Source organism: Sulfitobacter sp. SH22 (assembly GCF_965641905.1).
GTDB lineage: Bacteria > Pseudomonadota > Alphaproteobacteria > Rhodobacterales > Rhodobacteraceae > Sulfitobacter.
Map to the genome: position 1 here is coordinate 865,286 of NZ_OZ282573.1, position 24,636 is coordinate 889,921.

General features: G+C 58.6%; 25 protein-coding genes. 19 read left to right on the forward strand and 6 right to left on the reverse strand.

Features of this window, described 5'->3' with window-relative positions; genetic code table 11:
- Nucleotides 1–212 precede the first annotated feature (212 nt).
- On the reverse strand, nt 213–1,004 hold the full coding sequence (locus ACSQ13_RS06215) for a helix-turn-helix domain-containing protein (protein WP_176249920.1): 792 nt from the start codon (nt 1,002–1,004) through the stop codon (nt 213–215).
- Nucleotides 1,005–1,096: 92 nt separating this feature from the next.
- Entirely contained in the window at nt 1,097–1,987 is an 891-nt protein-coding gene (gene miaA / locus ACSQ13_RS06220) for a tRNA (adenosine(37)-N6)-dimethylallyltransferase MiaA (protein WP_176249919.1), read from the reverse strand.
- A gap of 100 nt (nt 1,988–2,087) precedes the next feature.
- On the opposite strand from miaA, the gene pyrH reads away from it, so the two are divergent.
- The 13 genes from pyrH (at nt 2,088) to lpxB (ending at nt 14,140) form a co-directional block, all read left to right on the forward strand.
- Entirely contained in the window at nt 2,088–2,816 is a 729-nt protein-coding gene (gene pyrH, locus ACSQ13_RS06225) for a UMP kinase (protein ID WP_176249918.1), read from the forward strand.
- A 99-nt stretch (nt 2,817–2,915) separates the two neighbouring features.
- Nucleotides 2,916–3,479: a ribosome recycling factor gene (gene frr / locus ACSQ13_RS06230; RefSeq protein WP_295508543.1), complete on the forward strand. Its 564-nt coding sequence runs from the start codon at nt 2,916–2,918 to the stop codon at nt 3,477–3,479.
- Nucleotides 3,479–4,219, forward strand: a complete 741-nt coding sequence (gene uppS, locus ACSQ13_RS06235; RefSeq protein WP_176249916.1) for a polyprenyl diphosphate synthase — start codon at nt 3,479–3,481, stop codon at nt 4,217–4,219. The genes frr and uppS overlap by 1 nt, the downstream gene beginning before the upstream one ends.
- 22 nt (nt 4,220–4,241) lie before the next feature.
- Nucleotides 4,242–5,036, forward strand: coding sequence for a phosphatidate cytidylyltransferase (locus ACSQ13_RS06240; protein WP_295508538.1), 795 nt, complete (start codon nt 4,242–4,244; stop codon nt 5,034–5,036).
- 6 nt (nt 5,037–5,042) lie between these two features.
- Complete coding sequence (gene dxr / locus ACSQ13_RS06245) at nt 5,043–6,218, forward strand: 1-deoxy-D-xylulose-5-phosphate reductoisomerase (protein WP_295508535.1); 1,176 nt, start codon at nt 5,043–5,045, stop codon at nt 6,216–6,218.
- 4 nt (nt 6,219–6,222) lie between these two features.
- Nucleotides 6,223–7,575 (forward strand): RIP metalloprotease RseP, encoded by a 1,353-nt coding sequence (rseP, locus tag ACSQ13_RS06250; protein ID WP_176249913.1) that lies wholly within the window; start codon nt 6,223–6,225, stop codon nt 7,573–7,575.
- A 99-nt stretch (nt 7,576–7,674) separates the two neighbouring features.
- Nucleotides 7,675–7,800, forward strand: coding sequence for a hypothetical protein (locus ACSQ13_RS06255; protein ID WP_255200168.1), 126 nt, complete (start codon nt 7,675–7,677; stop codon nt 7,798–7,800).
- Between the two features lie 250 nt (nt 7,801–8,050).
- The gene (bamA, locus tag ACSQ13_RS06260; RefSeq protein ID WP_255200167.1) at nt 8,051–10,300 is read left to right on the forward strand and encodes an outer membrane protein assembly factor BamA; all 2,250 of its coding nucleotides are present in this window, start codon (nt 8,051–8,053) and stop codon (nt 10,298–10,300) included.
- Between the two features lie 94 nt (nt 10,301–10,394).
- Nucleotides 10,395–10,871 carry an OmpH family outer membrane protein gene (locus ACSQ13_RS06265; RefSeq protein WP_295508529.1) on the forward strand — a complete coding sequence of 159 codons (477 nt, stop codon included), beginning with the start codon at nt 10,395–10,397 and terminating at the stop codon, nt 10,869–10,871.
- Between the two features lie 68 nt (nt 10,872–10,939).
- Nucleotides 10,940–11,398: a 3-hydroxyacyl-ACP dehydratase FabZ gene (fabZ, locus tag ACSQ13_RS06270; RefSeq protein WP_176249910.1), complete on the forward strand. Its 459-nt coding sequence runs from the start codon at nt 10,940–10,942 to the stop codon at nt 11,396–11,398.
- Nucleotides 11,398–12,180 carry an acyl-ACP--UDP-N-acetylglucosamine O-acyltransferase gene (gene lpxA / locus ACSQ13_RS06275; protein ID WP_176249909.1) on the forward strand — a complete coding sequence of 261 codons (783 nt, stop codon included), beginning with the start codon at nt 11,398–11,400 and terminating at the stop codon, nt 12,178–12,180. The genes fabZ and lpxA overlap by 1 nt, the downstream gene beginning before the upstream one ends.
- Nucleotides 12,180–12,971: an LpxI family protein gene (locus ACSQ13_RS06280; protein WP_295508525.1), complete on the forward strand. Its 792-nt coding sequence runs from the start codon at nt 12,180–12,182 to the stop codon at nt 12,969–12,971. The genes lpxA and ACSQ13_RS06280 overlap by 1 nt, the downstream gene beginning before the upstream one ends.
- Entirely contained in the window at nt 12,968–14,140 is a 1,173-nt protein-coding gene (gene lpxB / locus ACSQ13_RS06285) for a lipid-A-disaccharide synthase (RefSeq protein WP_176249907.1), read from the forward strand. The genes ACSQ13_RS06280 and lpxB overlap by 4 nt, the downstream gene beginning before the upstream one ends.
- Before the next feature lie 61 nt (nt 14,141–14,201).
- Here the strand turns inward: lpxB and mnmA are convergent, their stop codons facing one another.
- Nucleotides 14,202–15,344: a tRNA 2-thiouridine(34) synthase MnmA gene (mnmA, locus tag ACSQ13_RS06290; RefSeq protein ID WP_176249906.1), complete on the reverse strand. Its 1,143-nt coding sequence runs from the start codon at nt 15,342–15,344 to the stop codon at nt 14,202–14,204.
- A 131-nt stretch (nt 15,345–15,475) separates the two neighbouring features.
- Here mnmA and sciP point away from each other — a divergent pair, with 131 nt between their 5' ends.
- The 5 genes from sciP to ACSQ13_RS06315 all read left to right on the forward strand — a co-directional run bounded on the left by sciP (nt 15,476) and on the right by ACSQ13_RS06315 (nt 21,090).
- Nucleotides 15,476–15,754 carry a CtrA inhibitor SciP gene (gene sciP / locus ACSQ13_RS06295; protein ID WP_176249905.1) on the forward strand — a complete coding sequence of 93 codons (279 nt, stop codon included), beginning with the start codon at nt 15,476–15,478 and terminating at the stop codon, nt 15,752–15,754.
- A 97-nt stretch (nt 15,755–15,851) separates the two neighbouring features.
- Nucleotides 15,852–16,571: a response regulator transcription factor CtrA gene (gene ctrA, locus ACSQ13_RS06300; protein WP_295508519.1), complete on the forward strand. Its 720-nt coding sequence runs from the start codon at nt 15,852–15,854 to the stop codon at nt 16,569–16,571.
- 83 nt (nt 16,572–16,654) lie between these two features.
- Nucleotides 16,655–18,775 carry an NAD-dependent DNA ligase LigA gene (ligA, locus tag ACSQ13_RS06305; RefSeq protein ID WP_295508517.1) on the forward strand — a complete coding sequence of 707 codons (2,121 nt, stop codon included), beginning with the start codon at nt 16,655–16,657 and terminating at the stop codon, nt 18,773–18,775.
- Entirely contained in the window at nt 18,772–20,862 is a 2,091-nt protein-coding gene (recG, locus tag ACSQ13_RS06310; RefSeq protein ID WP_295508514.1) for an ATP-dependent DNA helicase RecG, read from the forward strand. Before ligA ends, recG begins: the two co-directional genes overlap by 4 nt.
- A 99-nt stretch (nt 20,863–20,961) precedes the next feature.
- On the forward strand, nt 20,962–21,090 hold the full coding sequence (locus tag ACSQ13_RS06315) for a hypothetical protein (protein ID WP_255200166.1): 129 nt from the start codon (nt 20,962–20,964) through the stop codon (nt 21,088–21,090).
- A gap of 209 nt (nt 21,091–21,299) precedes the next feature.
- Here ACSQ13_RS06315 and ACSQ13_RS06320 read toward each other — a convergent pair whose 3' ends face one another.
- Entirely contained in the window at nt 21,300–21,761 is a 462-nt protein-coding gene (locus ACSQ13_RS06320) for an iron-sulfur cluster assembly scaffold protein (protein ID WP_176249901.1), read from the reverse strand.
- Nucleotides 21,762–21,837: 76 nt separating this feature from the next.
- On the opposite strand from ACSQ13_RS06320, the gene hisI reads away from it, so the two are divergent.
- Complete coding sequence (hisI, locus tag ACSQ13_RS06325) at nt 21,838–22,197, forward strand: phosphoribosyl-AMP cyclohydrolase (RefSeq protein ID WP_176249900.1); 360 nt, start codon at nt 21,838–21,840, stop codon at nt 22,195–22,197.
- A 9-nt stretch (nt 22,198–22,206) separates the two neighbouring features.
- Here hisI and gluQRS read toward each other — a convergent pair whose 3' ends face one another.
- Nucleotides 22,207–23,046 (reverse strand): tRNA glutamyl-Q(34) synthetase GluQRS, encoded by an 840-nt coding sequence (gene gluQRS / locus ACSQ13_RS06330; RefSeq protein WP_176249899.1) that lies wholly within the window; start codon nt 23,044–23,046, stop codon nt 22,207–22,209.
- Nucleotides 23,043–24,395, reverse strand: coding sequence for a methylenetetrahydrofolate--tRNA-(uracil(54)-C(5))-methyltransferase (FADH(2)-oxidizing) TrmFO (gene trmFO, locus ACSQ13_RS06335; RefSeq protein ID WP_176249898.1), 1,353 nt, complete (start codon nt 24,393–24,395; stop codon nt 23,043–23,045). The genes gluQRS and trmFO overlap by 4 nt, the downstream gene beginning before the upstream one ends.
- Between the last annotated feature and the right edge of the window lie 241 nt (nt 24,396–24,636).

A 24,636-nucleotide genomic window follows, 5' to 3' on the forward strand; every position in this document is an offset into this window, starting at 1 on the left:
TTTCTGCGCCGCACGTCGTCGGGCCTTTGGCCACTTAGACGCGCTGCAAGTCTCCCTTGGTGCTCATTATGCGAAGGATCGGGATTTCGCGGCGGCACCTTAATGCCCCCATGAGGCACGAGTTGGCGGGCAAGGTCAATGTCGGCTTTCGGCGTTTCACGATTAGTTTGCGACATCCGGCCATTCTATTTGCGACATGCACCCCGTTCAGGTCACGCCGTTTTGGCCGCCCGCAGCTTGCTGGGGGGCTTGCCCGTGTGGTGTTGAATGAACCGCGTGAAATAGGCAGCGGACCCAAAGCCCAGATGCCGCGCGATGCTTTGCGCCGAATGATCTGTCGTGCCAAGCAAAACCCGCGCTTCATAGACGACGCGTTCTGTCAGGATATCAGCCGCGGTTTTGCCGGTGGCCGCTTTGACAGCGCGGGTCAGATGGGTCGGGGTCACATCCAGCGCTTCGGCATAGGTGGCCATGGGGGCACCGGTTGCATATCTATCGGACACCATTTTGCAAAACCGCGCGCTGAGCCTGACACCTGCGCTGCGGCGGTCCGGAATATGTTCATCCTGCATGATCTGGCGCCGTAACCACACCGACATCAGCGCGGCGTGGCCCTCAAGCGCATCACCGGACAGGGGCCGCGAGGCTTGTTGTTCGCGTTGCGCGGCCTCGACCAATCCGGTCAATTCAGTCTGCGCCTGCACATCCCTGATCCGCAAATGCCGTGGCACCTGCGGCAAACGCAGGGGGGTGCCGTCCGGAATAACGACAGCCTGTCCGATGCCCTGACGGCCCAGTTCCATTGAAAACAACGACTGCGCGGGGATGAAAACCGCGTTATGCGCGCCCAGCCCCCGGCGCTGGCCATCCAGTTGCAACAATCCTTGACCGCGTGTGATCCATATCAGAAGATGCGACGGCATATCATGGCACAGCACCATCCGCCAATCCTGTCCCTGAGACAGTTGGGCAAGCGAGAGTATCCGGACGGAGCTAAGATTCATTATCCAACAAACATCGCATATATTAAAGCTGAGCCCAGCATTATACAGTTAGGCGGCAAATAAAAGTTATATTTGTGAAATCGGTGATATGCCTATGACGGACGGTATGACCGCCAGGCTTGGGTGTTATTGCGCAACCACGTGCGTTGACGTTTGGCATATCGGCGGGTTGCGATGATCGCGCTTTCGCGCGCCGTGTCCAAATCCGTGCGCCCTTCAAGATAGGCCATCAACTCCGGCACGCCAATGGCGCGGTGCGCGGGCAGGGCGGGGTCATAATCGGGGCGCACGGCGGCCACCTCGTCCAGCGCCCCTTGATCCAGCATCTGGTCGAACCGTTGGATGATGCGCTTGTTCAACCAATCCTTATCGGCATCCACGGCAATGGCGGTGCAGGCGCTTAATGGCAGCATCGGCGGCGGGGTGTTGGCCTGCCAGTCGGCCAGACCGCGGCCCGTTGCGCTCAGTACCTCCCAGGCGCGTTGCACCCGCATGGGGTTGTTCAGGTCCAACCGGGCCGCGGTCTGCTGATCAAGCTGGGCAAGCATCGCCTCGCGGGTCATTTGGTTTGCCTCGGCACGCACCGCATCAGGGGTGGCGGGGATATCGGCCAACCCTTGGGTCAAGGCCCCGAAATAGAGCCCCGTGCCCCCCACAATAATCGGCCTGATCCCTTGCTGCAAAATCTCGTTGAGTTCCCGCAACCAATGCCCGACGGAATAGGGTTGGTCCGCCGAAATATGACCGTATAACAGATGCTTGGCGCGCATTTCTTCCTCGATGGAAGGGCGCGCCGAAATCACCCGCCAGCATGAATAGACCTGACTGGCATCGGCATTGACGATCACACCGCCCTGGGTTTCGGCCAGCGCCAAGGCAAGGGCGGATTTGCCCGACGCCGTCGGCCCCGCGATCAACACCGGCAAGGCAGGATCAACGGTTGCAAGCACTGCATCGACAGACGTGAGGGGGCTTAGTTGCATTTCTTTGCACGGACCTTTGACGGAGCATTGAACATTTCTGCTATTTGCGACATTTTACACCGCAAAGAAAACCCTTCTCTCACCCTCGAAAGGTGCCCCCATGACAGATGACCTCCCTAAAGTGACATTCAAACGGGTGATGCTCAAGATTTCGGGGGAGGCTTTGATGGGGGATCAGGGGTTCGGCCTGCATCCGCCAACAGTCCAGCGGATCGCGCGCGAAGTCAAATCGGTGCATGATCTGGGTGTCGAGATTTGTATGGTCATCGGCGGCGGCAACATCTTTCGCGGCCTTCAGGGCAGCGCGCAGGGCATGGAACGCACCACGGCCGACTATATGGGGATGCTTGCCACCGTCATGAACGCGCTGGCCATGCAATCCGCGCTCGAGGAGCTGGACATCCACACCCGTGTGATTTCCGCGATCACCATGAACGAAGTCGCCGAACCCTATATCCGCCGCCGCGCCGTGCGCCACCTTGAGAAGAAACGCGTGTGCATTTTTGCCGCCGGCACCGGCAACCCTTATTTCACCACCGACACCGCCGCGACCCTGCGCGCCAATGAAATGGCCTGCGAGGCGATCTTTAAGGGCACCAAGGTTGACGGGGTATACGACAAAGACCCGGCAAAATTCGCCGATGCCAAACGCTATGACACGGTCAGCTATGACGACGTGCTGCAAAAGCGGCTTGGGGTCATGGATGCGTCGGCCATCGCACTGGCGCGCGACAACAACCTGCCGATCATCGTATTCTCGCTGGATGAACCGGGCGGTTTCCGGGGCATTCTGGCGGGTCAGGGCACCTATACGCGGGTCCAGGGATAACGCAGGATCAAGGGCGCGCGCAGCTCTCTCTATACAATGGGGGACTGTTGCCGCTATATCGATTGAACTTTTAACAGATACCAAACCACCGGGGACATCATGTCAGACGATTTTATGCTGGATACCGACGATCTGCAGCGGCGCATGGATGGCGCAATTGCTTCTTTGCGCACCGAATTCGCGTCATTGCGCACAGGCCGCGCGTCGGCGTCGATGCTGGAGCCGGTGATGGTGGATGCCTATGGCACCAAGACACCGATCAACCAGGTTGGCACCGTCAACGTCCCTGAACCACGGATGGTTACGATCAACGTCTGGGACAAAGGGCTGGTTGGCAAAGTCGAAAAAGCGATCCGCGAATCCGGTCTGGGCATCAACCCGCAGCTGAACGGCACGATCATCATGCTGCCGATCCCGGAATTGAACGAAGAACGCCGCACCCAACTGACCAAGGTTGCCGGCCAGTACAGCGAAAACGCCCGCGTTTCCATTCGCAACATCCGCCGCGACGGTATGGACCAGATCAAAAAGGCCAAAGCTGACGGCATGTCCGAAGATGACCAAAAGGTCTGGGAAGGCGAAGTTCAGGATTTGACGAACAAATACATCGCCATGATCGACGAACAGCTTGAAACGAAACAAGCCGAGATCATGCAAGTTTGATGCCTGCCGCGTCCAACCCAACGTCTGAACTGGTTCCAGGGGCACCGCGTCATGTGGCGATCATTATGGATGGGAACGGCCGTTGGGCAACGCAGCGCGGCAGGCCACGCCTGTTCGGCCATCACGCCGGTGCCAAGCGGGTGCGCGAAATCGTCGAAGCCTGTCCCGATTTCGGGGTGGAATACCTGACGATCTTTGCCTTTTCGACCGAGAACTGGAAACGCACGCAGGTCGAAGTGGCCGGCCTGATGAGCCTGTTCCGGCGCTACATCACCAAAGAAACAAGGGCGCTCAAGGCCGAAGGCGTGCGCGTGCGTTTTATCGGTGACCGGGTCAAGCTGGATGACAAACTGATCAAGCTGATGAACGATCTGGAACAAGAAACCGAGTGCAACACCCGCGTTCATCTGACAATCGCGTTGAATTACGGCGGCCGCGACGAGGTTGCCCGCGCGACCCAACGGCTGGCCCATGATGTGGCCGCCGGGCTATTGGCCCCCGAGGATGTGGACGAGGAAACCCTGCCGCGGTATCTGGACACCCATGTCTTGCCCGACCCCGATCTGGTGATCCGCACCAGCGGCGAGGCGCGGATTTCCAACTTTTTGCTGTGGCAGTCGGCCTATGCGGAATATGAATTTATCGACACGCTCTGGCCCGACTTCTCAAAGGCCGAATTTGGCGAACTCTGCGCTTCTTTCGGAGGCAGGGACCGGCGTTTTGGTGCCGTGAAACCATGACCGGCACAAAAGGATGCAGCTTATGACTGATAAATCGGACAAGTGGTCTGACCTTGCAGCACGTCTGGGGTCAGCGGCCGCAATGGTCGTCATCGGCCTTGCCGGTATTTTTATGGGCGGGCATATTTTTCATGTGCTGGTCGCGATCATCTGCGGTTTGATGGCCTGGGAACTGGTGGGCATGCTAAGCCCCGACCAACCGGGCACCAAGATCCAGATGGGCCTGCTGGTGGGCGGTGCCACCTTGGCGGCGATATATCTGCCAATCGGATTTGCGCTGCCGGTCTTGCTGGCCCCTGCGCTGGTCGGGTTCGGCCAGCTTGCCAAACACCGCACGATCTTTATGTGTTTTACCGTCCTGATCCTGCTTGCGGGCTTTGGTCTGGTGCAACTGCGCGATGGCTATGGCTTTGGCTGGATGATGTGGCTGGTGTTGGTGGTCGTTGTCACGGATGTTGTGGGATATTTCGCCGGTCGTGCGATTGGCGGGCCCAAGTTCTGGCCCCGTGTCAGCCCCAAGAAAACCTGGTCCGGCACCGCTGCCGGTTGGGTCGGTGCGGCAATAGTTGGCTATCTGTTTTCGATCAACACCGGCATCGGGATGCAGCTTGTCGGGGTGTCTATCGCGGTATCCATGGCGTCCCAGATGGGCGATATGGCCGAATCCGGTATGAAACGGCGGGTCGGGGCCAAGGACAGCTCTAACTTGATCCCCGGTCACGGCGGTTTGCTGGACCGGTTTGACGGCATGTTGGGCGCGGCCTTGTTCCTGCTCATCATCGGCCAGTTTCTGACCATCACGCCAACCCTGAACTGATCCGGCATGAAACGTCGGGTAAGTATCTTCGGGGCGACCGGTTCAATCGGGCAAAACACCATTGACCTGATCCGGCGTGCCCCAGACGACTATGATGTGGTGGCCCTGACCGGAGCGGGCAATATTGCGCAGCTTGCGGCGGATGCCATCGATCTGGGTGCCGATATTGCGATCACCGCCCATGACGCACGGTTGGATGATCTGCGCGCGGCCTTGCAGGGCAGCGGGGTGCGCGCCGCCGCCGGGACTAATGCCATCCGCGAAGCCGCGACCCGCCCCGCGGATTGGGTGATGTCGGCAATCGTCGGTGCCGCAGGTCTGGCCCCCGGGCTTGAGGCGTTGAAACAAGGCGCGACACTGGCGCTGGCCAACAAGGAATCGCTGGTCTGTGCCGGTCGGCTGATGCTGGAGACCGCCCAGACTCACGGTGCCGCGATCCTGCCCGTGGACAGCGAACATTCCGCGATCTTTCAGGCCCTGATCGGCGAGGATATGGCCGCCGTCGAGCGCATCATCATCACCGCCAGCGGGGGGGCGTTTCGCGATTGGCCGCTTGAGAAACTGGCCGATGCCACACTGGATCAGGCCTCTAGCCATCCGAATTGGGACATGGGGCAGCGGATCACGATCGACAGTGCCTCGATGTTTAACAAAGCGATGGAAGTTATTGAAACCCATGAGTTTTTCAATATCGACCCTGCGCGTATCGAGGTGTTGGTACATCCGCAATCCATGATCCATGCGCTGGTCGGCTTTAACGACGGGGCGTTGATGGCCCATGTCGGCCCCCCTGACATGCGCCACGCCATCGGCTTTGCGCTGCACCATCCGCACCGCAAGCATTTGCCGGTCGAACGGCTGGATCTGGCCAAGATCGGCAGCTTCGAATTTCGCACCCCGGATGAAATCCGCTGGCCCGCGCTGCGTCTGGCCCGCGAGGTGATGGAACGCGGTGGCATGGCGGGGGCTGTTTTCAACGCCGCCAAAGAAACCGCGCTGGATGGATTTATCGACGGTCGCTTGCGGTTTCCGCAAATGGCCGAGGTCGTCGAGGACGTTTTGACACAGCTAAATTCCGACACAGGTCTTATTGATGCCACCATGACCCTTGATAACGTGGCACAAGTGGACCATCTGGCAAGAGAAGCGGCGCAGGCCGTCATCACAAAAAGGGCAGGGTAACGTTTTGGACATTTTTGCACTGATTCCGCAGTTTGGCGGGCTGATCTGGACGTTGCTGGCCTTTGTCATCGCCTTGTCGGTGATTGTCGCGATCCATGAATACGGCCACTATATCGTTGGGCGGTGGTCTGGCATTCACGCCGATGTTTTCTCGCTCGGGTTCGGGCCGGTGTTGTACAGCCGTGTCGATAAACGCGGCACGGTTTGGCAGATCGCGGCATTGCCCTTTGGCGGCTATGTGAAATTCGCGGGCGATTCCAATGCCGCGTCGGGCAAGGACGAAGCCGCGATGGAGGCTGCTCAGGTTGATCCTGTCCGGTTGCGCAGCACCATGCACGGTGCCCCACTATGGGCGCGTGCGGCGACGGTTGCAGCCGGTCCTGTGTTCAACTTTGCCATGTCGATCCTGATCTTTTTCGTGATTGCCCTGCAGGTCGGTGTGCCAAAGGAGCCGCTGACCGTGGGCGAGATGCGCGCGCTGCCGTTTGAAGGGTCACAGTTGCAACCGGGCGATGAAATCCTGTCGGTTGCCGGAATTCCGATCCCCTCTGCGGATGATGAAACGGCCTATTCCGATGCGTTTGACGCGGTCCCGCTGGGGCAACCGCTGGATTACGACGTGATGCGCGATGGCCAGCAAATGACTGTGCCCGGCCCCTATCTGATGCCCACTTTGGTCAAACAGGTGATGCCGCAATCTGCCGCTTACGAAGCAGGATTGATGGCGGGTGACGTGATTACTGCCATTGATGGCGTGCCGATCTTTGCGTTCAGCCAGCTTAAGAAATTCGTAGAAGCCTCGGAGGGGCGGGCCGTGCTGCTGACCGTCTGGCGCGAGGGAGAGACCCTTGAATTTACCATGCGTCCCAAGGTGATCGACGAACCCCAGCCCGATGGCGGGTTCAAATCGCAGACCCGCATCGGCATTGCCGGCGGCACGGCCTTTGACGCGGCCACCACAACCCCCGGCGTGTTTGAGGCGCTTTGGGGTGGGGTGACCAACACAGGCCGCATCATCCAAGGGTCGATTTCCGGCCTCAAGCACATGATCGTCGGCAATATCAGCACCTGCAACCTGTCCGGTCCGGTGGGGATCGCGCAGACATCCGGTGCAATGGCATCGCAAGGGGCGCAATCGTTCATCTATTTCATCGCGGTGCTGTCCACGGCGGTGGGGCTGCTGAACCTCTTCCCGATTCCGGCGCTGGATGGCGGTCATCTGGTGTTTTATGCCTACGAAGCCGTAACCGGTAAGCCTCCCAGTGATGGGGCCTTGCGGATATTGATGACGATTGGCCTGACGCTGGTGCTGGGTTTGATGGTATTCGCCCTTGGGAACGATATTTTCTGCCCGTAAGATCGGAAAATATCGCTTCGCCTTATTTGCGCCACAATTCGCCAAAAATTTGCCGTATTGCGGATTTAGACCTTTGTGGAACACGCAAAGGAATATTTCATGCAGACGATCAAAACCAGCTGCCGGGGCCTCAGCCTTTTGCTTGATCTCAACTGGGATCGTGCCCTGTATTTTGGCACGCTGGCCTTTGCCTTGGCAGCCGGGGCGTTCCTCGGATCGCTTTAAACCTGCCGCTTTTCTACCTGATGATGAGACCACAAGCCGATAGATGCCTTTATATAGGGGCATCATCGGCTTCTTGGTTTTGACAACACGTGTTAATTTGTCTAGTCAGACTTAAAATAGATTTAAAAAACGGGTGTGAAATATGGGGCGTACCAACAGGCAGGACAATTTCGTCCGAAACTCAGCGACATCGACATTCGCGAAATCGCTACGTGGCGCTTCCTTTTGTGTTATGATGTCAGTGGCTTGGATGGTTCCAGGCTCACCAGCGGACGCGCAGGAATACACATTCAGCACCATCCAGATCGAAGGCAATAACCGGATCGGCGACAGCGCCGTGCTCAGCCGTGCAGGAATCGCACGCGGAAAAGCGGTGTCGGGCGGAGAGTTGAACGACGCATACCAGCGCTTGCAAGCCAGCGGGTTGTTTGAATCTGTGACGATTGAGCCACGCGGCGGCACTTTGGTGATCACCGTGGTGGAATACCCCACAATCAACCGCGTCAGCTTTGAAGGCAACGCCCGGATCAAGGACGAGGTGCTTGCCTCGGTGATCGATTCCGATGCGCGCCGTGTTTTCAACCCGACCCAGGCCGAAAAAGACGCGAATGCGATTGCACAGGCCTATAGCAACGACGGCCGTATCTCTGCACGGGTCCAGCCCAAGATCATCCGCCGCAGCCAGAACCGCGTCGATCTGGTGTTTGAAATCTTTGAAGGCGACAATGTCGAAATCGAACGCCTGAGCTTTGTCGGCAACCGCGTCTATTCCGACCGCCGCTTGCGCCGGGTATTGGGCACCAAACAGGCCGGGCTTTTCCGGATATTGGTAAAGCGTGACACCTTTGTTGCGGATCGCACCGAAGCCGACAAACAGATGCTGCGCGATTTCTATGTCTCTCGTGGCTATGTCGACATGCGCATTTCGGCGGTGAACGCCCAGTTGACCGAAGAACGTGACGGCTATTTCGTCCAGTACAACGTGCAAGAGGGCCAGCAGTTCAAATTCGGTGAAATGACTGTGTCGTCGACCATCGAAGGTGTGGATGCCGCCGCATATCAAAAGATCATCAAATCCAAACAGGGTGGCGTCTATTCCCCGACATTGGTTGAAACCGATATCGCGCGGATGGAACGTCAGGCGATCCGGGACGGCATTGATTTCATGCGCATCGAACCCGTGGTCACCCGCAACGACCGCGAACAGACATTGGATGTGGAATACCGCATTACCCGTGGTCCGCGCGTTTTTGTCGAACGGATCGACATCGAAGGCAACACCACCACGATGGATCGCGTTGTGCGCCGCCAGTTTGACAGCGTCGAAGGCGACCCGTTCAACCCGCGTGAAATTCGCGCCAGTGCCGAACGCATCCGGGCCCTTGGGTATTTCGAAACAGCAGACGTGAACGCGCGTGAGGGGTCCAGCCCCGAACAGGTGGTGATTGATGTAAACGTCGAGGAAAAACCAACCGGCTCGCTGAACTTTGGTGGGTCGTTCTCTTCGGCGGACGGGGTTGGTCTTGCGATCAGCTTTGCCGAGGAAAACTTCATGGGTCGTGGGCAAAAGCTGACGCTGGCGGTCAGTACTGCGACCGATGCCCAACGGTATGGTCTTAGCTTTGTTGAACCCAGCCTGCTGGGGCGTGACGTGGCATTTGGCCTGAACCTTGACTATGCCCAAACCAATTCGTCCTTCTCGAGCTTTGATTCCGAACGGTTCAACTTCAGCCCGAGCCTGTCTTTCCCCGTCAGCGAAAACGGGCGTTTGCAACTGCGTTATGGCTATGAAGATTTCGAGATGATAGCCCGTGACGTGCCTGTGCATGGTCCGGTGATTGGCAACGATATTGCCGTCGGCGCGCAGAGCGCATCGACGATCGGCTATACCTACAGCTATGACACCCGCCGTACCGGCATTGACCCGACATCCGGCGTGTTGCTGCAATTCGGTCAGGATTTCGCCGGCCTGGGTGGTGACTCGAAGTTTGTGAAAACCGCGGCAAAGGTCATCGGCGAAAAGAAGATCTTGAACGAGGAAGTCACCCTGCGTGCGTCTCTTGAGGGCGGCGCATTGGCATGGAGCAGCGGCACCAACCGTGTGGTTGACCGCTTTGTGCTTGGGCCGTCGATCATGCGCGGTTTTGAAGCCGGTGGCATTGGCCCGCGCGATCAAAGCGTAGGTTTCGACGATCCACTTGGCGGTAACCTTTATGTGGTGGCCCGGTTCGAAGCCGAATTCCCTGTTGGTCTGCCCGAGGAATACGGGATTTCCGGCGGTGTGTTCTATGACGTCGGCAACCTTTGGGATCTGTCGGATGTGAACACAACCGGCGGCACAATCGTTGGCGAGGACGGCTCATTCCGTCACGTGGTCGGTCTGTCCCTGTTCTGGGAAACCCCCGTGGGGCCGCTCCAGTTCAACGTGTCAAAGGCCTTGAAAAAGGAAACCTTTGATAAGGAACAAAAGTTCGAGATTACTCTTAGAACTGATTTCTGATCGCCAGATGCGTCTGACCAGATTCGTAATATGCCTGATCCCGGCTCTGTCATTTTTGACGGGGCCGGGATTTTCGCAACAAACGGCTGCGCCTGTGGCCCCGATCGGCGTGATCCAAAGCCCGATCCTGACAATCGATTCCGACCGCGTTTTTAACGAAAGCGCCTTTGGCCTGCGCGTTGCAGCCGAGATCGACGCGAAAAGCGCCGAACTGTCCGCAGAAAACCGCAAGATCGAAAGCGACCTTGAGGCCGAGGAAGAACAACTGACCATCCAACGCAAGGCCATGACCGCCGAAGCCTTTCGGGAACTGGCCGATGCTTTTGATGAAAAAGTACAATTGACCCGCCGGACCCAAGCCACCAAAGGCCGTGCGCTGAACGATCTTGTGGATCAGGAACGCGAGGTTTTCCTGAATGCCGCAGGCCCGGTTCTGGAAGAGCTGATGCGCGATACCGGCGCTGCCGTGATCCTTGAACGCCGGTCGGTTTTTGTCAGTGCAAACGCCATCGACATCACGAACGAAGCCATCGAGCGGCTGAACGCCTCGGTTGGCAGCGGCAAAAACTAGGCCGCCTGCTTGCTCAAGCGCGCCAATATTGCTAGCCAGATATAACAATTCAAAAGACAGGACCCGCAATGACTGACACCCTGCCAAGCGCTGATATCCAGATGATCCAGCGGATCATTCCCCATCGTTACCCTTTCTTGTTGGTCGATAAAGTGGTCGATATCCAAGGCACCGAAAGCGCGGTGGGGATCAAGAACGTCACCATGAACGAACCGCATTTTCAGGGGCATTTCCCCGGCATGCCAATCATGCCCGGCGTCACGATCGTCGAGGCGATGGCCCAGACGGCTGCCGTGATGGTGGGTGTCACCCTCGAGATGGCGGACAAGGAAATGAAGGTCTATTTCATGGCCATCGACAAATGCAAATTCCGCCGCAAGGTCATCCCCGGCGATGTGCTGCGGATGGAGCTGAAGACCCTGCGCGGCAAACCCGGCGGCAAGGTCTGGCGCTTTGGTGGCGTGGCATCGGTCGAAGGCGAGATGGCGGCCGAAGTCGAATTTACGGCAATGATGGACATGTCCTGATGGCAAACATCCACCCCAGTGCCGTGATCGAAGACGGCGCGCAGATTGATCCGTCAGCCGTTATCGGCCCGTTCTGCGTTGTTGGCCCTCAGGTCGTGATCCACGCCGATGTGGTGTTGAAATCCCATGCGATTGTCACGGGCCAGACCGAGGTCGGCGCAGGCACGGTGATCTTCTCATTTGCGGTGATCGGTGAAATCCCGCAGGATTTGAAATTCAAGGGCGAGGCAAGCCGTCTGGTGATTGGCAAGCGCAACCGCATCCGTGAACATGTCACCATGAACTGCGGCACCGAAGGCGGCGGCGGATTGACCAAGGTGGGCGATGACGGCCTGTTCATGGCCGGTTGTCACGTTGCCCATGACGCGATTCTGGGCGACCGCGTGATCATGGCCAACAGCGCCGCTGTCGCGGGCCATTGCATTATCGAAGACGATGTTATCATCGGCGGGCTTTCGGGCATTCATCAATTCGTGCGCATCGGGCATGGGGCCATTATCGGGGCCGTGACCATGGTGACCAATGATGTGATCCCCTATGGCCTGGTTCAGGCACCACGCGGGGCGCTGGATGGGTTGAACCTGGTCGGGCTGAAACGGCGCGGGGTTGCGCGCAGTGACATCACCGCTCTGCGCGCTGCGTTTCAAATGCTGGCACAGGGCGAGGGCACGTTCCACGACCGCGCCCAGCGGTTGGGCGACGAAACCGAAAGCGACTATGTGCGCGAGATTGTCGATTTTGTCATGTCCGACACGGGCCGCCATTTCCTGACGCCGGGCTGATGCTGGCGTTGATCGCAGGGGGCGGTGGATTGCCCCAACGGGTGGCGGGATCGCAGGCGGTTGCACCGTTGATTTGCGCCTATGAAGATGTGCCAGTGCAGGGGCTGACGCCCGCATTGACCTTCCGGCTTGAAACCCTTGGAAGCCTGCTGAAATCCCTGCAAGACCAAGGGGTTACACGCGTCTGTTTTTGCGGCAGTGTCCCGCGTCCGCGCTTTGATCCGTCAAAGCTGGATGCCCAAACGATGCCCTTGGTCCCGTTGTTCCAAAAGGCCTTGGCGGCAGGCGATGACGGCGCGTTGCGGGTCCTGATCGAGATATTCGAACAGGCGGGCATGACTGTCGTTGCGGCCCATGAACTGGCCCCTGACTTGCTGGCGAAACCCGGCGTTCTGGGTGCGCAAACGCCTGACACCGCGATGGAGCAAGACGCCGCGCGGGCAGAACAGGTGGTCAGCACGCTTGCGCCGCTGGATGTCGGGCAATGCTGCGTTGTGGGCGGCGGGCAGGTCTTTGGGATCGAGGCGATTGGCGGCACCGATCATCTGCTGGCGACCTTGCCAGAGCGGGTGAAAACGTCACGCGCCATTCTGTTCAAAGGGCCAAAACCCGGTCAAAGCCGTCTGGTCGACATGCCCACCATCGGCCCTGCAACGCTGGAAGCCGCCCATCGCGCAGGTCTGGCAGGCGTGGTGATTGCAGCCGGCGGGGTGATTGTCCTTGAGCCGGCGCGCTGTGCGACCCTTGCCGATGATCTGGGTCTGGTGCTTTGGGCGCGGGCTGCGGAATGAAGGTGTTTATCGTCGCGGGCGAACCTTCCGGGGATCGCTTGGGCGGTGCCTTGATGGCCGGATTGAAAACCCTGCGTCCCGATGTGCGTTTCGAGGGGATCGGCGGCAGCGACATGGCCGCCGAAGGGCTGCACAGCCGCTTTGACATGTCCGAACTGTCGGTGATGGGCATTGCCGAGATCCTGCCGAAATACCGCGCGCTGATGGCCCGCATCAACGAGACCGCCGAGGCGGTGATCGCGGCCAAACCGGATGTGATGATCACCATCGACAGCCCAGATTTTTCGCTGCGCGTGGCAAAGCGGGTCAAGGCGCGGTCCAATATCCGCACGGTCCATTACGTGGCCCCGACGGTTTGGGCATGGCGCCCCGGTCGGGCGAAAAAGATGGCGCGCTATATTGATCATGTCCTCGCACTTTTCCCCTTTGAGCCGCCGTTGATGCAGGCCGAAGGAATGGACTGCGATTTCGTCGGACACCCGGTGGTGGCCGAGCCGGTTGCGACGGATGCGCAAGCGCTGGCATTCCGGACGGATGCCGGAATTGGCGATGCGCCTTTGCTGATGGTCCTGCCCGGATCGCGGCGGTCCGAGGTGGCCAAGCTGGCGGGGGTGTTCGGCGATGCCGTGGCGCAATTTGCCAAAGGCGTGCCCGATCTGCGCGTGGTCATCCCCGCGGCTGGCCCCGTTGCCGATGCGGTGATCGAGGCCTGCCGGGATTGGGCGGTTGCCCCCGTTATCCTTGATCCGCGCGGGATGAGCCGCGAGGAGGCGCAGGCCCGCAAACTGGCCGCCTTCCGTGCCGCCGACCTTGCGCTGGCGGCATCGGGCACTGTGTCGCTGGAACTGGCGGCTGCGGCGACCCCGATGGTGATTGCCTACCGGATGCATTGGCTGAGCTTCCGCTTGATCAAGGCGATGGCGCTGATTGATACGGTGACACTGGTTAATCTGGTCTCTGACACCCGTGTGGTCCCCGAGTTCTTGGGGCCGGATTGCGAGGCTGACAAGATCGCCGGTGGATTGGACGCCGTGTACAGGGCACCTGATGCCCAGAAAGGCGCTATGGCGCTGACGATGGAACGTTTGGGGCAGGGCGGCGAAGCACCCGGCCTGCGGGCTGCACGGGCTGTTCTGGGGCGTATGGGGATGGTTTCCGAGGACGGATGAGGTGCGCTGCCCCTCAAACTCCCCGGGATTTTAGACCATTTGGAAGCATTCAGGGCTTGGGTTACCCTTTGTGGATCCAGCCCCCACCAAAGATGCGCGAGCTTTCGGGATCGTAGAATACGCACGCCTGCCCCGGGGAAACGCCTTCTTCGGGGACGAGCAATTCGACCTCGGCTGAGGTATCGCTGATCGGGCGCAGGATTGCGTCGATTGGCGGGCGGGTCGAGCGGACTTTGACCGCGATGGGCCATTCGGATTTGGACATCAAAGGCGCGTCGCCAAGCCAGTTGATCTCGCGCAGGGGAACTGTGCGGGTGGCAAGCATGGATTTAGGGCCCACGACGACTTGCGCCTTGTCGGCATCCAGACGGACGACATAAAGCGGGTCGGCGAGGCCCCCAATGCCCAGGCCCCGGCGCTGGCCGATGGTATAGTTGATCACCCCGTCATGGCGCGCCAGAACAGTACCGTCGCTATCGACGATATCACCGGGGTTTGCGGCCTCGGGGCGGAGTTTGCGGATCACTGCCGCGTAATCGCCATTGGGCACAAAGCAGATGTCCTGGCTGTCGGGCTTGTCCGCGACGCTGAGCCCGTATTTTTCGGCCAGGGCGCGGGTGTCGTTTTTGGAGGGCAGATGGCCCAATGGAAAGCGCAGATACTCCAACTGTTCCGGCGTGGTGGAGAACAGGAAATAGCTTTGATCGCGGTTGGCATCGGCGGCGCAATGCAATTCGGCACCGTTTTTGCCCATTTTGCGCTGGATATAATGGCCCGTTGCCATGCAATCGGCATCAAGGTCTTTGGCGGTTTCAAGCAGGTCCTTGAATTTCACCCGTTCGTTGCAGCGGATGCAGGGCACAGGCGTCGCCCCGCCAAGATAGCTGTCGGCGAATTCGTCGATCACCGCGTCTTTGAACACGTTTTCATAATCGAGCACGTAATGCGGAAAGCCCATGTCTTCGGCCACGCGGCGCGCATCATGAATGTCGATCCCCGCGCAGCAGGCACCTTTCTTCGACAAGGCCGCCCCGTGATCGTAAAGTTGCAGCGTCACACCCACCACATCATAGCCTTCCTCGGCCAGCATGGCAGCGACGACTGAACTGTCCACGCCGCCCGACATGGCCACGACAACGCGCGTATCGGCGGGTGCTTTGGCAAAGCCCAATGAGTTCAACGGCAGTGTGCGATCGAGAGGCATGATAATTCTCCGGGAGGTTTAAGGCGATATATAAGAAAATCCGCTGTATTCTCAAGGGGGCACTTCATTTGTCCTTAAGGCTCCCAATTCACAATCCCCATATTGCTGGTGTGGTGAGTAGTGGTGAGTATATGTATTTGAAAAAAGTCGATGGGCCGCGGGCGGTCACTTTGCCGGATGGGACGACGTTCAGTCAGGCCGATCTGCCCGATCGAAAGACACGTCGCTGGGTTGCGTCGCGCAAGGCGGCGGTGGTGCGCGGCGTGGTTTACGGCCTTATCAGCCAGTCTGATGTGTTTGAGCGCTATAATATCAGCGAGGAAGAGTTTCTGGAATGGGTCCGCGCGGTGTCCGAGCATGGGGAGGCCGCTTTGCGGGCGACGGCGCTTCAAAAATACAGACAACTCTAGGTTGTCAATTGTAAAGACATGTGCCATTAACGTGTGGTTAATGATTTTTGTTCACGTTACGGTCGGTGGCCCAATAGATCAAAAATGGAGAAGCTGAATGCGCGTATTGCTGGTAGAAGACGATCCTACGACCTCGAAAAGCATCGAAATGATGCTGACCCATGCGAATTTGAATACCTATGTGACAGACTTGGGGGAGGAAGGGATCGATCTTGCGAAGCTGTATGATTATGACCTTATCCTGCTGGATCTGGATCTTCCCGACATGAACGGTCACGAGGTTTTGCGACAGTTGCGGCTGAGCCGAATTGAAACGCCTATTTTGATCCTTTCGGGGTCGGATGATACCGAAAGCAAGATCAAAGGGTTCGGATTTGGTGCCGATGATTATTTGACCAAACCCTTTCACCGCGAAGAATTGGTGGCCCGCATTCATGCGATCATTCGCCGGTCCAAAGGCCATTCCCAGTCGGTCATCAACACAGGGCAGGTGTCGGTCAATCTGGATGCAAAAACCGTGACCGTAGACAAGAAAACCGTGCATCTGACCGGCAAGGAATACCAGATGTTCGAATTGCTGAGCCTGCGCAAGGGCACGACCCTGACCAAGGAGATGTTCCTTAATCACCTCTATGGCGGCATGGACGAGCCGGAGTTGAAGATTATCGACGTATTCATTTGCAAACTGCGCAAAAAGCTGAGCATCGCGACGGGTGGTGAAAATTATATCGAAACCGTGTGGGGGCGCGGCTATGTTTTGCGCGACCCTGAACCGTCTTCAATGCCTGTACAGGAAAAGATGGCTGTCGGACTTTGATCCTGTCGGGTGATATCTGCTAGACCTGCGAAAAATGCCTGCGTATTCATGCACCAGTAGTGACAGAAAACTGGGGCAGACCGTTGAGTTCAGATATCGCCGTTCAAGACCTGACAGAAGCGCAAGCCAAGGCCGAGCTTGAAAAGCTTGCGGTTGCGCTGAACAGGGCCAATGCGGAGTATTACGGCAAGGACGCACCGCAGATCAGTGACGCGGAATATGACCGGCTGAAACGCCGCAACGCCGAGATCGAGGACAGGTTTCCTACCCTCAAACGGGCCGATAGCCCCAGCGAAAAGGTCGGGGCCGGCCCGTCGGAGGGGTTTTCAAAGGTAACCCATGCCGTGGCGATGCTGTCGCTGGCCAACGCGTTCGAGGAGGAAGACGTTGTCGATTTTGACGCGCGGATCCGGAAATACCTAGGCCTGAGCCAGGACGCTGAACTGGAATATACGGCCGAACCAAAGATCGATGGATTGTCGCTTTCGATTCGCTACGAACAAGGTGTGTTGGTCCAAGCCGCAACGCGGGGTGACGGGGCGGTCGGCGAGAATGTCACGGCAAACGCCAGAACGATCAGCGACCTGCCTCAGCGGCTGAGTGGTGCGCCAGACGTCCTAGAGGTGCGCGGCGAAGTCTATATGAGCCATGCGGATTTTTCGGCATTGAACATCCGCCAGGAGGCAAATGGGGGCAAACCCTTTGCAAATCCGCGCAACGCAGCTGCCGGATCATTGCGCCAACTGGACGCCGAAATCACCCGCGCGCGGCCGCTCAAATTCTTTGCCTATGCCTGGGGCGCGCTATCGGCCCCTTTGTCTGACACGCAATATGGGTCAATCAAACGGCTCGAAACTTTGGGATTTTCGGTAAACCCGCTGACTGAAATCTGCAAAAGACCGCAAGAGCTGATTGATCACTATGCCCAGATCGAAGCGCAGCGCGCGACCTTGGGGTATGATATCGACGGTGTTGTCTACAAAACCAATGATCTGGCCTTGCAAGACCGGCTTGGTTTCCGGTCAACGACCCCGCGTTGGGCCATCGCGCATAAGTTTCCTGCGGAACTGGCCTGGACCACGCTGGAGGATATCACGATTCAGGTTGGCCGGACCGGTGCGCTTTCCCCGGTGGCGCGGCTGAAACCGGTCACAGTTGGCGGCGTGGTTGTATCAAATGCGACACTTCATAACGAGGATTACATCAAAGGGTTTGACAGCAAGGGCAATCAAATCCGCGGTGGCAAGGATATCCGCATCGGCGACTGGGTGCAGGTGTACCGCGCCGGCGACGTGATCCCCAAAATTGCCGACACCGATTTGACGAAACGCCCGGCTGACGCGCAACCCTTTGAATTTCCGACGACATGCCCAGAATGCGGCAGCGATGCGATCCGCGAGGAAGGCGATGCCGTGCGCCGCTGTACCGGAGGTTTGATCTGCCCCGCGCAAGCAGTCGAAAAATTGAAGCATTTTGTGTCCCGCGCGGCCTTTGACATTGACGGGTTGGGGGCCAAACAGGTCGAGCAATTCTATACCGATGGCTGGATCAGTGAACCGGCGGACATTTTCACGCTGCAAGCGCGCTATGGGTCGGGGATGCAGCAGCTTAAAAACCGCGAGGGCTGGGGCGAGAAATCTGCCGAAAAACTGTTTCAAGCGATTGAAGATAAACGTAAAATCCCGCTGTCACGGCTGATATTCGCGCTAGGAATACGCCATGTGGGCGAAGCTGCTTCAAATCTTGTGGCCCAGCATTACACCACTTGGGATGCCTTCGAGGCCGCGATGGCGCAAGCAGCCCCCATGGAAGGCCCCGCATGGGATGATCTGATCGGTGTCGATGGCGTGGGCTGCGTGATGGCAACATCGCTGGTTAGCGCCTTTGCCCAAGAGGCCGAGCGCGCCTCGATCGACCGGCTGGTGGCTGAATTAACCATTCAAGACTCCGCGCGGCCTGATACGGCCGGATCGCCGGTGGCAGGCAAAACCGTCGTGTTTACCGGCACGCTTGAAAAAATGAGCCGCGCCGAGGCCAAGGCGCGCGCCGAACGGTTGGGGGCCAAAGTATCAGGGTCGGTAAGTGCCAAAACCGATCTGTTGATCGCTGGCCCGGGGGCCGGGTCCAAGGCCAAAAAGGCCGCCGAATTGGGGATCGAAACCTTGGACGAAGACGGCTGGCTTGACCTGATTGCGGGCCTATGACGGGGCGGCCCGAAGCGCTGTTTCCGCTGTTTGCCGGGCTTGAAACCCTTGAAGGGGTCGGCCCGAAAACCGCACAGCATTTCGCCCAACTGAACATCACAGCACCGCGTGACCTTTTGTTTACATTGCCTTATTCCGGCATTGACCGCCGGTTGCAGGCCAGCGTCAAGGATGCGGTTTTACCTGCAACGGTCACGGTTGCGGTGACCGTAGGCCAGCACCGCGCGCCTTCGAACAAGACCGGTGCCTATCGGATCCATGTGGAGGATTCACAGACCTCATTCCAGCTGGTGTTTTTTCACGCCCGCGGCGATTACTGGAAGCGCCAATTGCCCGAAGGATCGCGCAGGATTGTGTCGGGCCGTGTCGAATTGTTCGACGGGATGGCGCAGATGGTGCATCCGGATTTCACCGTGGCCGAGGAAGACGCCGGTGAAATCCCGACATTCGAGCCGGTATATCCGTTGACCAGCGGGATTACGCAAAAACTGATGTACAAGGCCACCCGCGCCACGCTGGCCCGCGTGCCCGAGTTTGAGGAATGGATCGACCCGTCGCAGAAAGCCAAGGCCGGTTGGCCCGATTTCAACATTGCCATTCAAGCCGCCCATGACCCCGAGAAAATGGCCGACCTATCCGCCACTGTGCCCGCTCGGGAACGCCTGGCTTATGACGAATTGATGGCGCATCAGTTAACGCTGGCGCTCGCACGGGCCAAGGAGCGGCGCAAAAAGGGCAGGCCCAGTCAGGGCGACGGGCGTTTGCAGGGGCGGGTTCTGGCGGCATTGCCCTATAAACCCACAGGCGCGCAGACCCGTGCGATTGGCGAAATCGCCGCCGATATGGCCAGCCCGCAGCGCATGAACCGCCTGTTGCAGGGCGATGTGGGTGCGGGCAAGACGCTTGTTGCGTTTATGGCGCTGCTGGCGGCGGTTGAATCCGGCGGGCAGGGCGTGTTGATGGCCCCCACGGAAATCCTTGCGCGGCAACATCTTGAGGGGCTGCAACCGCTTGCTGAACGGGCCGGCGTCGTTCTGGAAATCCTAACGGGGCGTGACAAGGGGGCTGAGCGGCGTGCCAAGCTGGCCGCACTTGAGGCGGGTGCCATACAAATACTGGTGGGCACCCATGCCGTGTTTCAGGCCGATGTCAGCTTTGCCGATTTGCGGCTGGCGGTTGTCGATGAACAGCACCGTTTTGGCGTGCGTCAACGGCTTGAGCTGGGGCAAAAAGGGCGGCTGGCAGATGTTTTGGTCATGACGGCCACGCCCATTCCGCGGTCACTGGCGCTGGCGCAATATGGCGATATGGACGTGTCCGTGCTGGATGAAAAACCCGCCGGGCGCAAACCGATCCGCACCGCCTTGATCAGCACCGATCGCACCCCGGAGGTTGTTGAACGCCTGCGCGCTGCAATTCAGGAAGGGCGGCAATGTTATTGGGTCTGTCCGCTGGTCGAAGAAAGCGAAGTCAGTGATCTGATCGCCGCTGAAGAACGGTTCAAACGCTTGCGCGCCACATTGGGCGAAGGTGTCGTCGGGCTGGTGCACGGCCAAATGCCGCCCGCCGACAAAGACGCCGCCATGCGGGCGTTTCAAAACGGCGAAACCAAGGTGCTGGTGGCAACCACCGTGATCGAGGTGGGCGTTGACGTGCCCAATGCCAGTATCATCGTCATCGAGCGGGCGGAAAGTTTCGGGCTGGCGCAATTGCACCAGCTACGCGGCCGTGTGGGCCGCGGGCAGGCGGCATCGACCTGCCTGCTGATGTATCAAGCGCCCCTGAGTGAGACAGGCCAGCAGCGGCTTGAGGTGTTGCGCGAGACCGAGGACGGCTTTGTCATTGCCGAAACCGATCTGAAGATGCGCGGGACCGGCGATTTGATCGGCACCGCGCAATCGGGTGTGCCCCGGTTCAGGGTGGCCGATCTGGAACGCCAAGCCGGTTTGATGCAAATCGCCCAGTCAGACGCGCGCAAATTACTGGCCGAAGATCCGGAACTGGCCAGCCCACGGGGGCAAGCGGCAAGGCTGCTGCTTTGGCTGATGCGGCAGGACGAAGCAATTCGTTTGATTACAGTGGGTTAACACCTTCCGTTCTATTTTGTTCGCAAATGTTCTCATAAAGTTCTTTACAGGGTGCCAATTAAATGAGAACAAAGGAGCAACAGAGAGTGGAGAACGCAAATGACAACTTTTAAAACAGTCAAAGCCATCGCCAAACGGTCGCAAGATACGCTTTTGCAAGATGCCGTGGGTATGGCCGCATTGATTGTGATCCTGGTTGCCGGTTTGCATATCCCTTCTTTTGTTTGACTTCTGCCTGCGCATTTTGTGTCGCTTTAATTTGACTTACGCATCTGTCCCAAACTTTATGCGTTCAACCAAATGTCCTGTCCTTGGTTGGAACTGCCGAATTGTCCCTTCGGCACCGGATTAAGGTGAGCCTGCACAAAGAACGCGTACTTGCGCCGCCATCCTTTTGGATGTGCGGCGTTTTTTTTGGCTTAGGGTTTTTGGGGAAATCAGGTGCTCTGTGCGGTCTCGGCCGTCCGGCTTTGCTGCATCGCTTCTGCCAGCGCCTCGATGCTCAGCAGGATCGACGCGTGCCGGTTTTTGTAGTCCACAGCGGGGGTTAGCACCTCGAACCCGTCAAAAGGCGCTTCTGGTACCGGGCCTTTGCCCTTGAGCATCGCCTTGAGCTGGTCGCGCGCCGTCTCAATCTGCGGCAAGGTCGCGCCAATTGCCGCGCCCCCGGTCACCGCCGCCGCAGCCTGACCCAAGGCGCAGGCTTTGACGTCCTGGCCCAGATCGGCCAGCTTGCCGTCTTTTACCACCACATCCACTGTGACGGTTGACCCGCACAAGGGCGACCGCCGCGTGACCGTCGCATCCGGATGATCCAGCCGCCCCAGATGCGGAATATCGGCCGCCAGCCCCAAAATACGGGCAGAGTAAAGCTTGATCAGGTCGGTTTCGGCAGTCATGGCTGTTCCTTTCGGCGCTTACCCCCTACATAAGCCACCACGCCGATGATGCAAAAATTAAATGAAGGGGCAGCCCATGGATTTCGATCCCAGCACATTAAAGTACAACGACGCCGGGCTGATCCCCGCCATCGCGCAGGATGCCGTTTCAGGCGAGGTGTTGATGATGGCGTGGATGAACGCCCAAGCCGTCAGCCAAACCCTCGAGACAGGGCGCGTCACCTATTGGAGCCGTTCGCGGCAATCGTTCTGGATCAAGGGCGAAACCAGCGGCCATGTGCAGGAACTGGTCGAGCTGCGCATCGACTGTGACCGCGACTGTCTTTTGGTGGTTGTGAACCAGACCGGTGCCGCTTGTCACACCGGACGTCGCAATTGTTTTTACACCCTGGTGGAAGACGGCGTTGAACGCATCACGCTTGAAAAAATGGATTAAGATCGACCTCTAAAGCCCTATTATCTCACGAATATCTTGCGGTGATGCTCCTTCGCTGCGGTACAAGGATATCGCGCGCGCATCATCGCGTTTGGCCAGCCGTTTGCCGGTGTCATCGCGGATCAGCTTGTGGTGATAGTACAGCGGCGGCCGATGGCCCAACAGGGCCAGCAACAACACCTGCACCTGCGTAAATTCAAACAGATCAACACCGCGCACCACATGGGTAATCCCTTGGTTAATGTCATCAAGTGCCGAGGCCAGAAAATAGGCGGCGGTCTGGATGTCTTTGCGGCCGATCACAATATCGCCGACCGTCTGGGTCAGGGTGGTTTTATCCAGCCGGTAGGTACCCTTGTTCAGCGGTCCCAACTCGGTGAATGACAGATCCATGCCCGCAATCGCATCCCATGCGCGGTCCATATGCAGCCGTAGCGCGTCAGTCGGGCCACGTTCGGTCATGCTGCGATGCTTGCAGATTTGCGGATAAACAGGGTGCGGCACACCTTCTTGGGGGGCGGCCAAAGCGGCGGCGATGTCCTTGCGACTGCACCGGCAGGGATAGGTCAAGCCTTGGGCGATCAACTGCTCAACACTTTGATTATACGTCTCAAAATGGTCTGACTGCATCAGCGGCTCTGCATCCCATGTGATGCCAAGCCATGTCAGATCGTCGATCACCTGCGCTGTATATTCGGGCTTTGAACGTTCCAGATCGGTATCTTCGAACCGCAGCAAGAATTGCCCGCCCGCTGCCCGCGCCATGTCATGGGCCAGCAGCGCGGAATAGGCATGCCCCAGATGCAGCGGCCCCGTGGGGGACGGCGCAAATCGGGTGACGAAACTCACGCGGGAACGGGGGTGCCGTTCAGCCAGGCCTGCCAGTCTTCCTTGGCGCGGTCGGTATAGGCTTTGTAGCGGTCTTTGCGGCCACGGCGGCCTGATTTCAGCCCCTCAACCGGGGGGAACAGCCCGAAATTCACATTCATCGGTTGAAAGGTCTTCGCCTCGGCGCCGCCGGTGATGTGGGTGATCAACGCGCCTGTCGCTGTGGTGGGCGGCGGCGGTGTGGCGGCTTCGCCCTTGATCTCGGCCACGGCCAGACGACCGGCGAGCAGACCCATGGCCGCACTTTCAACATAGCCTTCAACGCCGGTGATCTGGCCCGCGAACCGGATGTTGGGCTGGCTGCGCAGGCGCATCTGGTCGTCCAGCAAGGTGGGCGAGTTCAGGAATGTATTGCGGTGAATGCCGCCAAGCCGCGCAAAGGATGCGTTTTCAAGGCCGGGAATCATCCGCAGCACTTCGGTTTGTGCGCCATATTTCATCTTGGTCTGGAAGCCGACGATATTATACAGCGTGCCCAGCTTGTTATCGCGGCGCAATTGCACCACGGCATAGGGCTTGTTTTCGGGGTCATTGGCGTTGGTCAACCCGACAGGTTTCATCGGGCCAAAACGCAAGGTTTCCCGGCCGCGTTCGGCCATCACCTCGATCGGGAGACAACCGTCGAAATATCCGGCGGTTTCGCCTTCTTTGAATTCGGTCTTATCGGCGGCGAGCAAGGCGTCGATAAACGCCTCGTAGGTGGCTTTGTCCATCGGGCAGTTCAGGTAAGCCGTGCGCTCTTCCTCGGTTTCGCCCTTGTCATAGCGTGATTGCATCCACGCTTTGGTCATGTCGATGCTCTCGTGATAGATAATCGGCGCGATGGCATCAAAAAACGCCAGCGCCTCGGCCCCGGTTTCAGCCGCAATCGCATTCGCCAGATTGCCCGAGGTCAGCGGGCCCGTCGCGATGATCCAATGCCCATCGCGCGGCAGTTCTGTGATTTCGCCATATTCAACGGTGATATTGGGATGCGCCATCAAGGCTGCGGTCACGGATTCTGCGAACGGGTCACGGTCTACGGCCAAGGCACCACCGGCAGGCAGGCGGTGTTTTTCCGCCGTTGCCATGATCAGCCCGTTTGCCGCGCGCATTTCCCAATGCAGCAGCCCGACAGCATTTTGTTCGCTATCGTCCGACCGGAAGGAGTTCGAGCAGACCATTTCGCCCAGAAAACCCGTTTGATGTGCAAATGTGCCGACTTGGGGCCGCATCTCGTGCAGAACAACCTGGACGCCCGCGTTTGCGGCCTGCCAGGCGGCCTCTGATCCGGCCATTCCGCCGCCGATGATATGGAGTGTTTGTGTCATATCAGCGATGTAGGGCAGGGGCCGCGCCTATGCAATAGAACAGCGCCAAAACCACAGGATTGCGTGGTGAAACCTGATCTGGGACAGAGGGGGATTTTTGGGGTCGCCGCTGCGGGAACGGTCGGCCAGTGAGAGACTGACCTGGAGGGACCTTCCGCCGGCGGCGACCCAAAATCATTAAGGCATTCACCTTGTCTTATTTATGCCCCAATTATGCCCGAATTGCCAGAAAAATATTTTC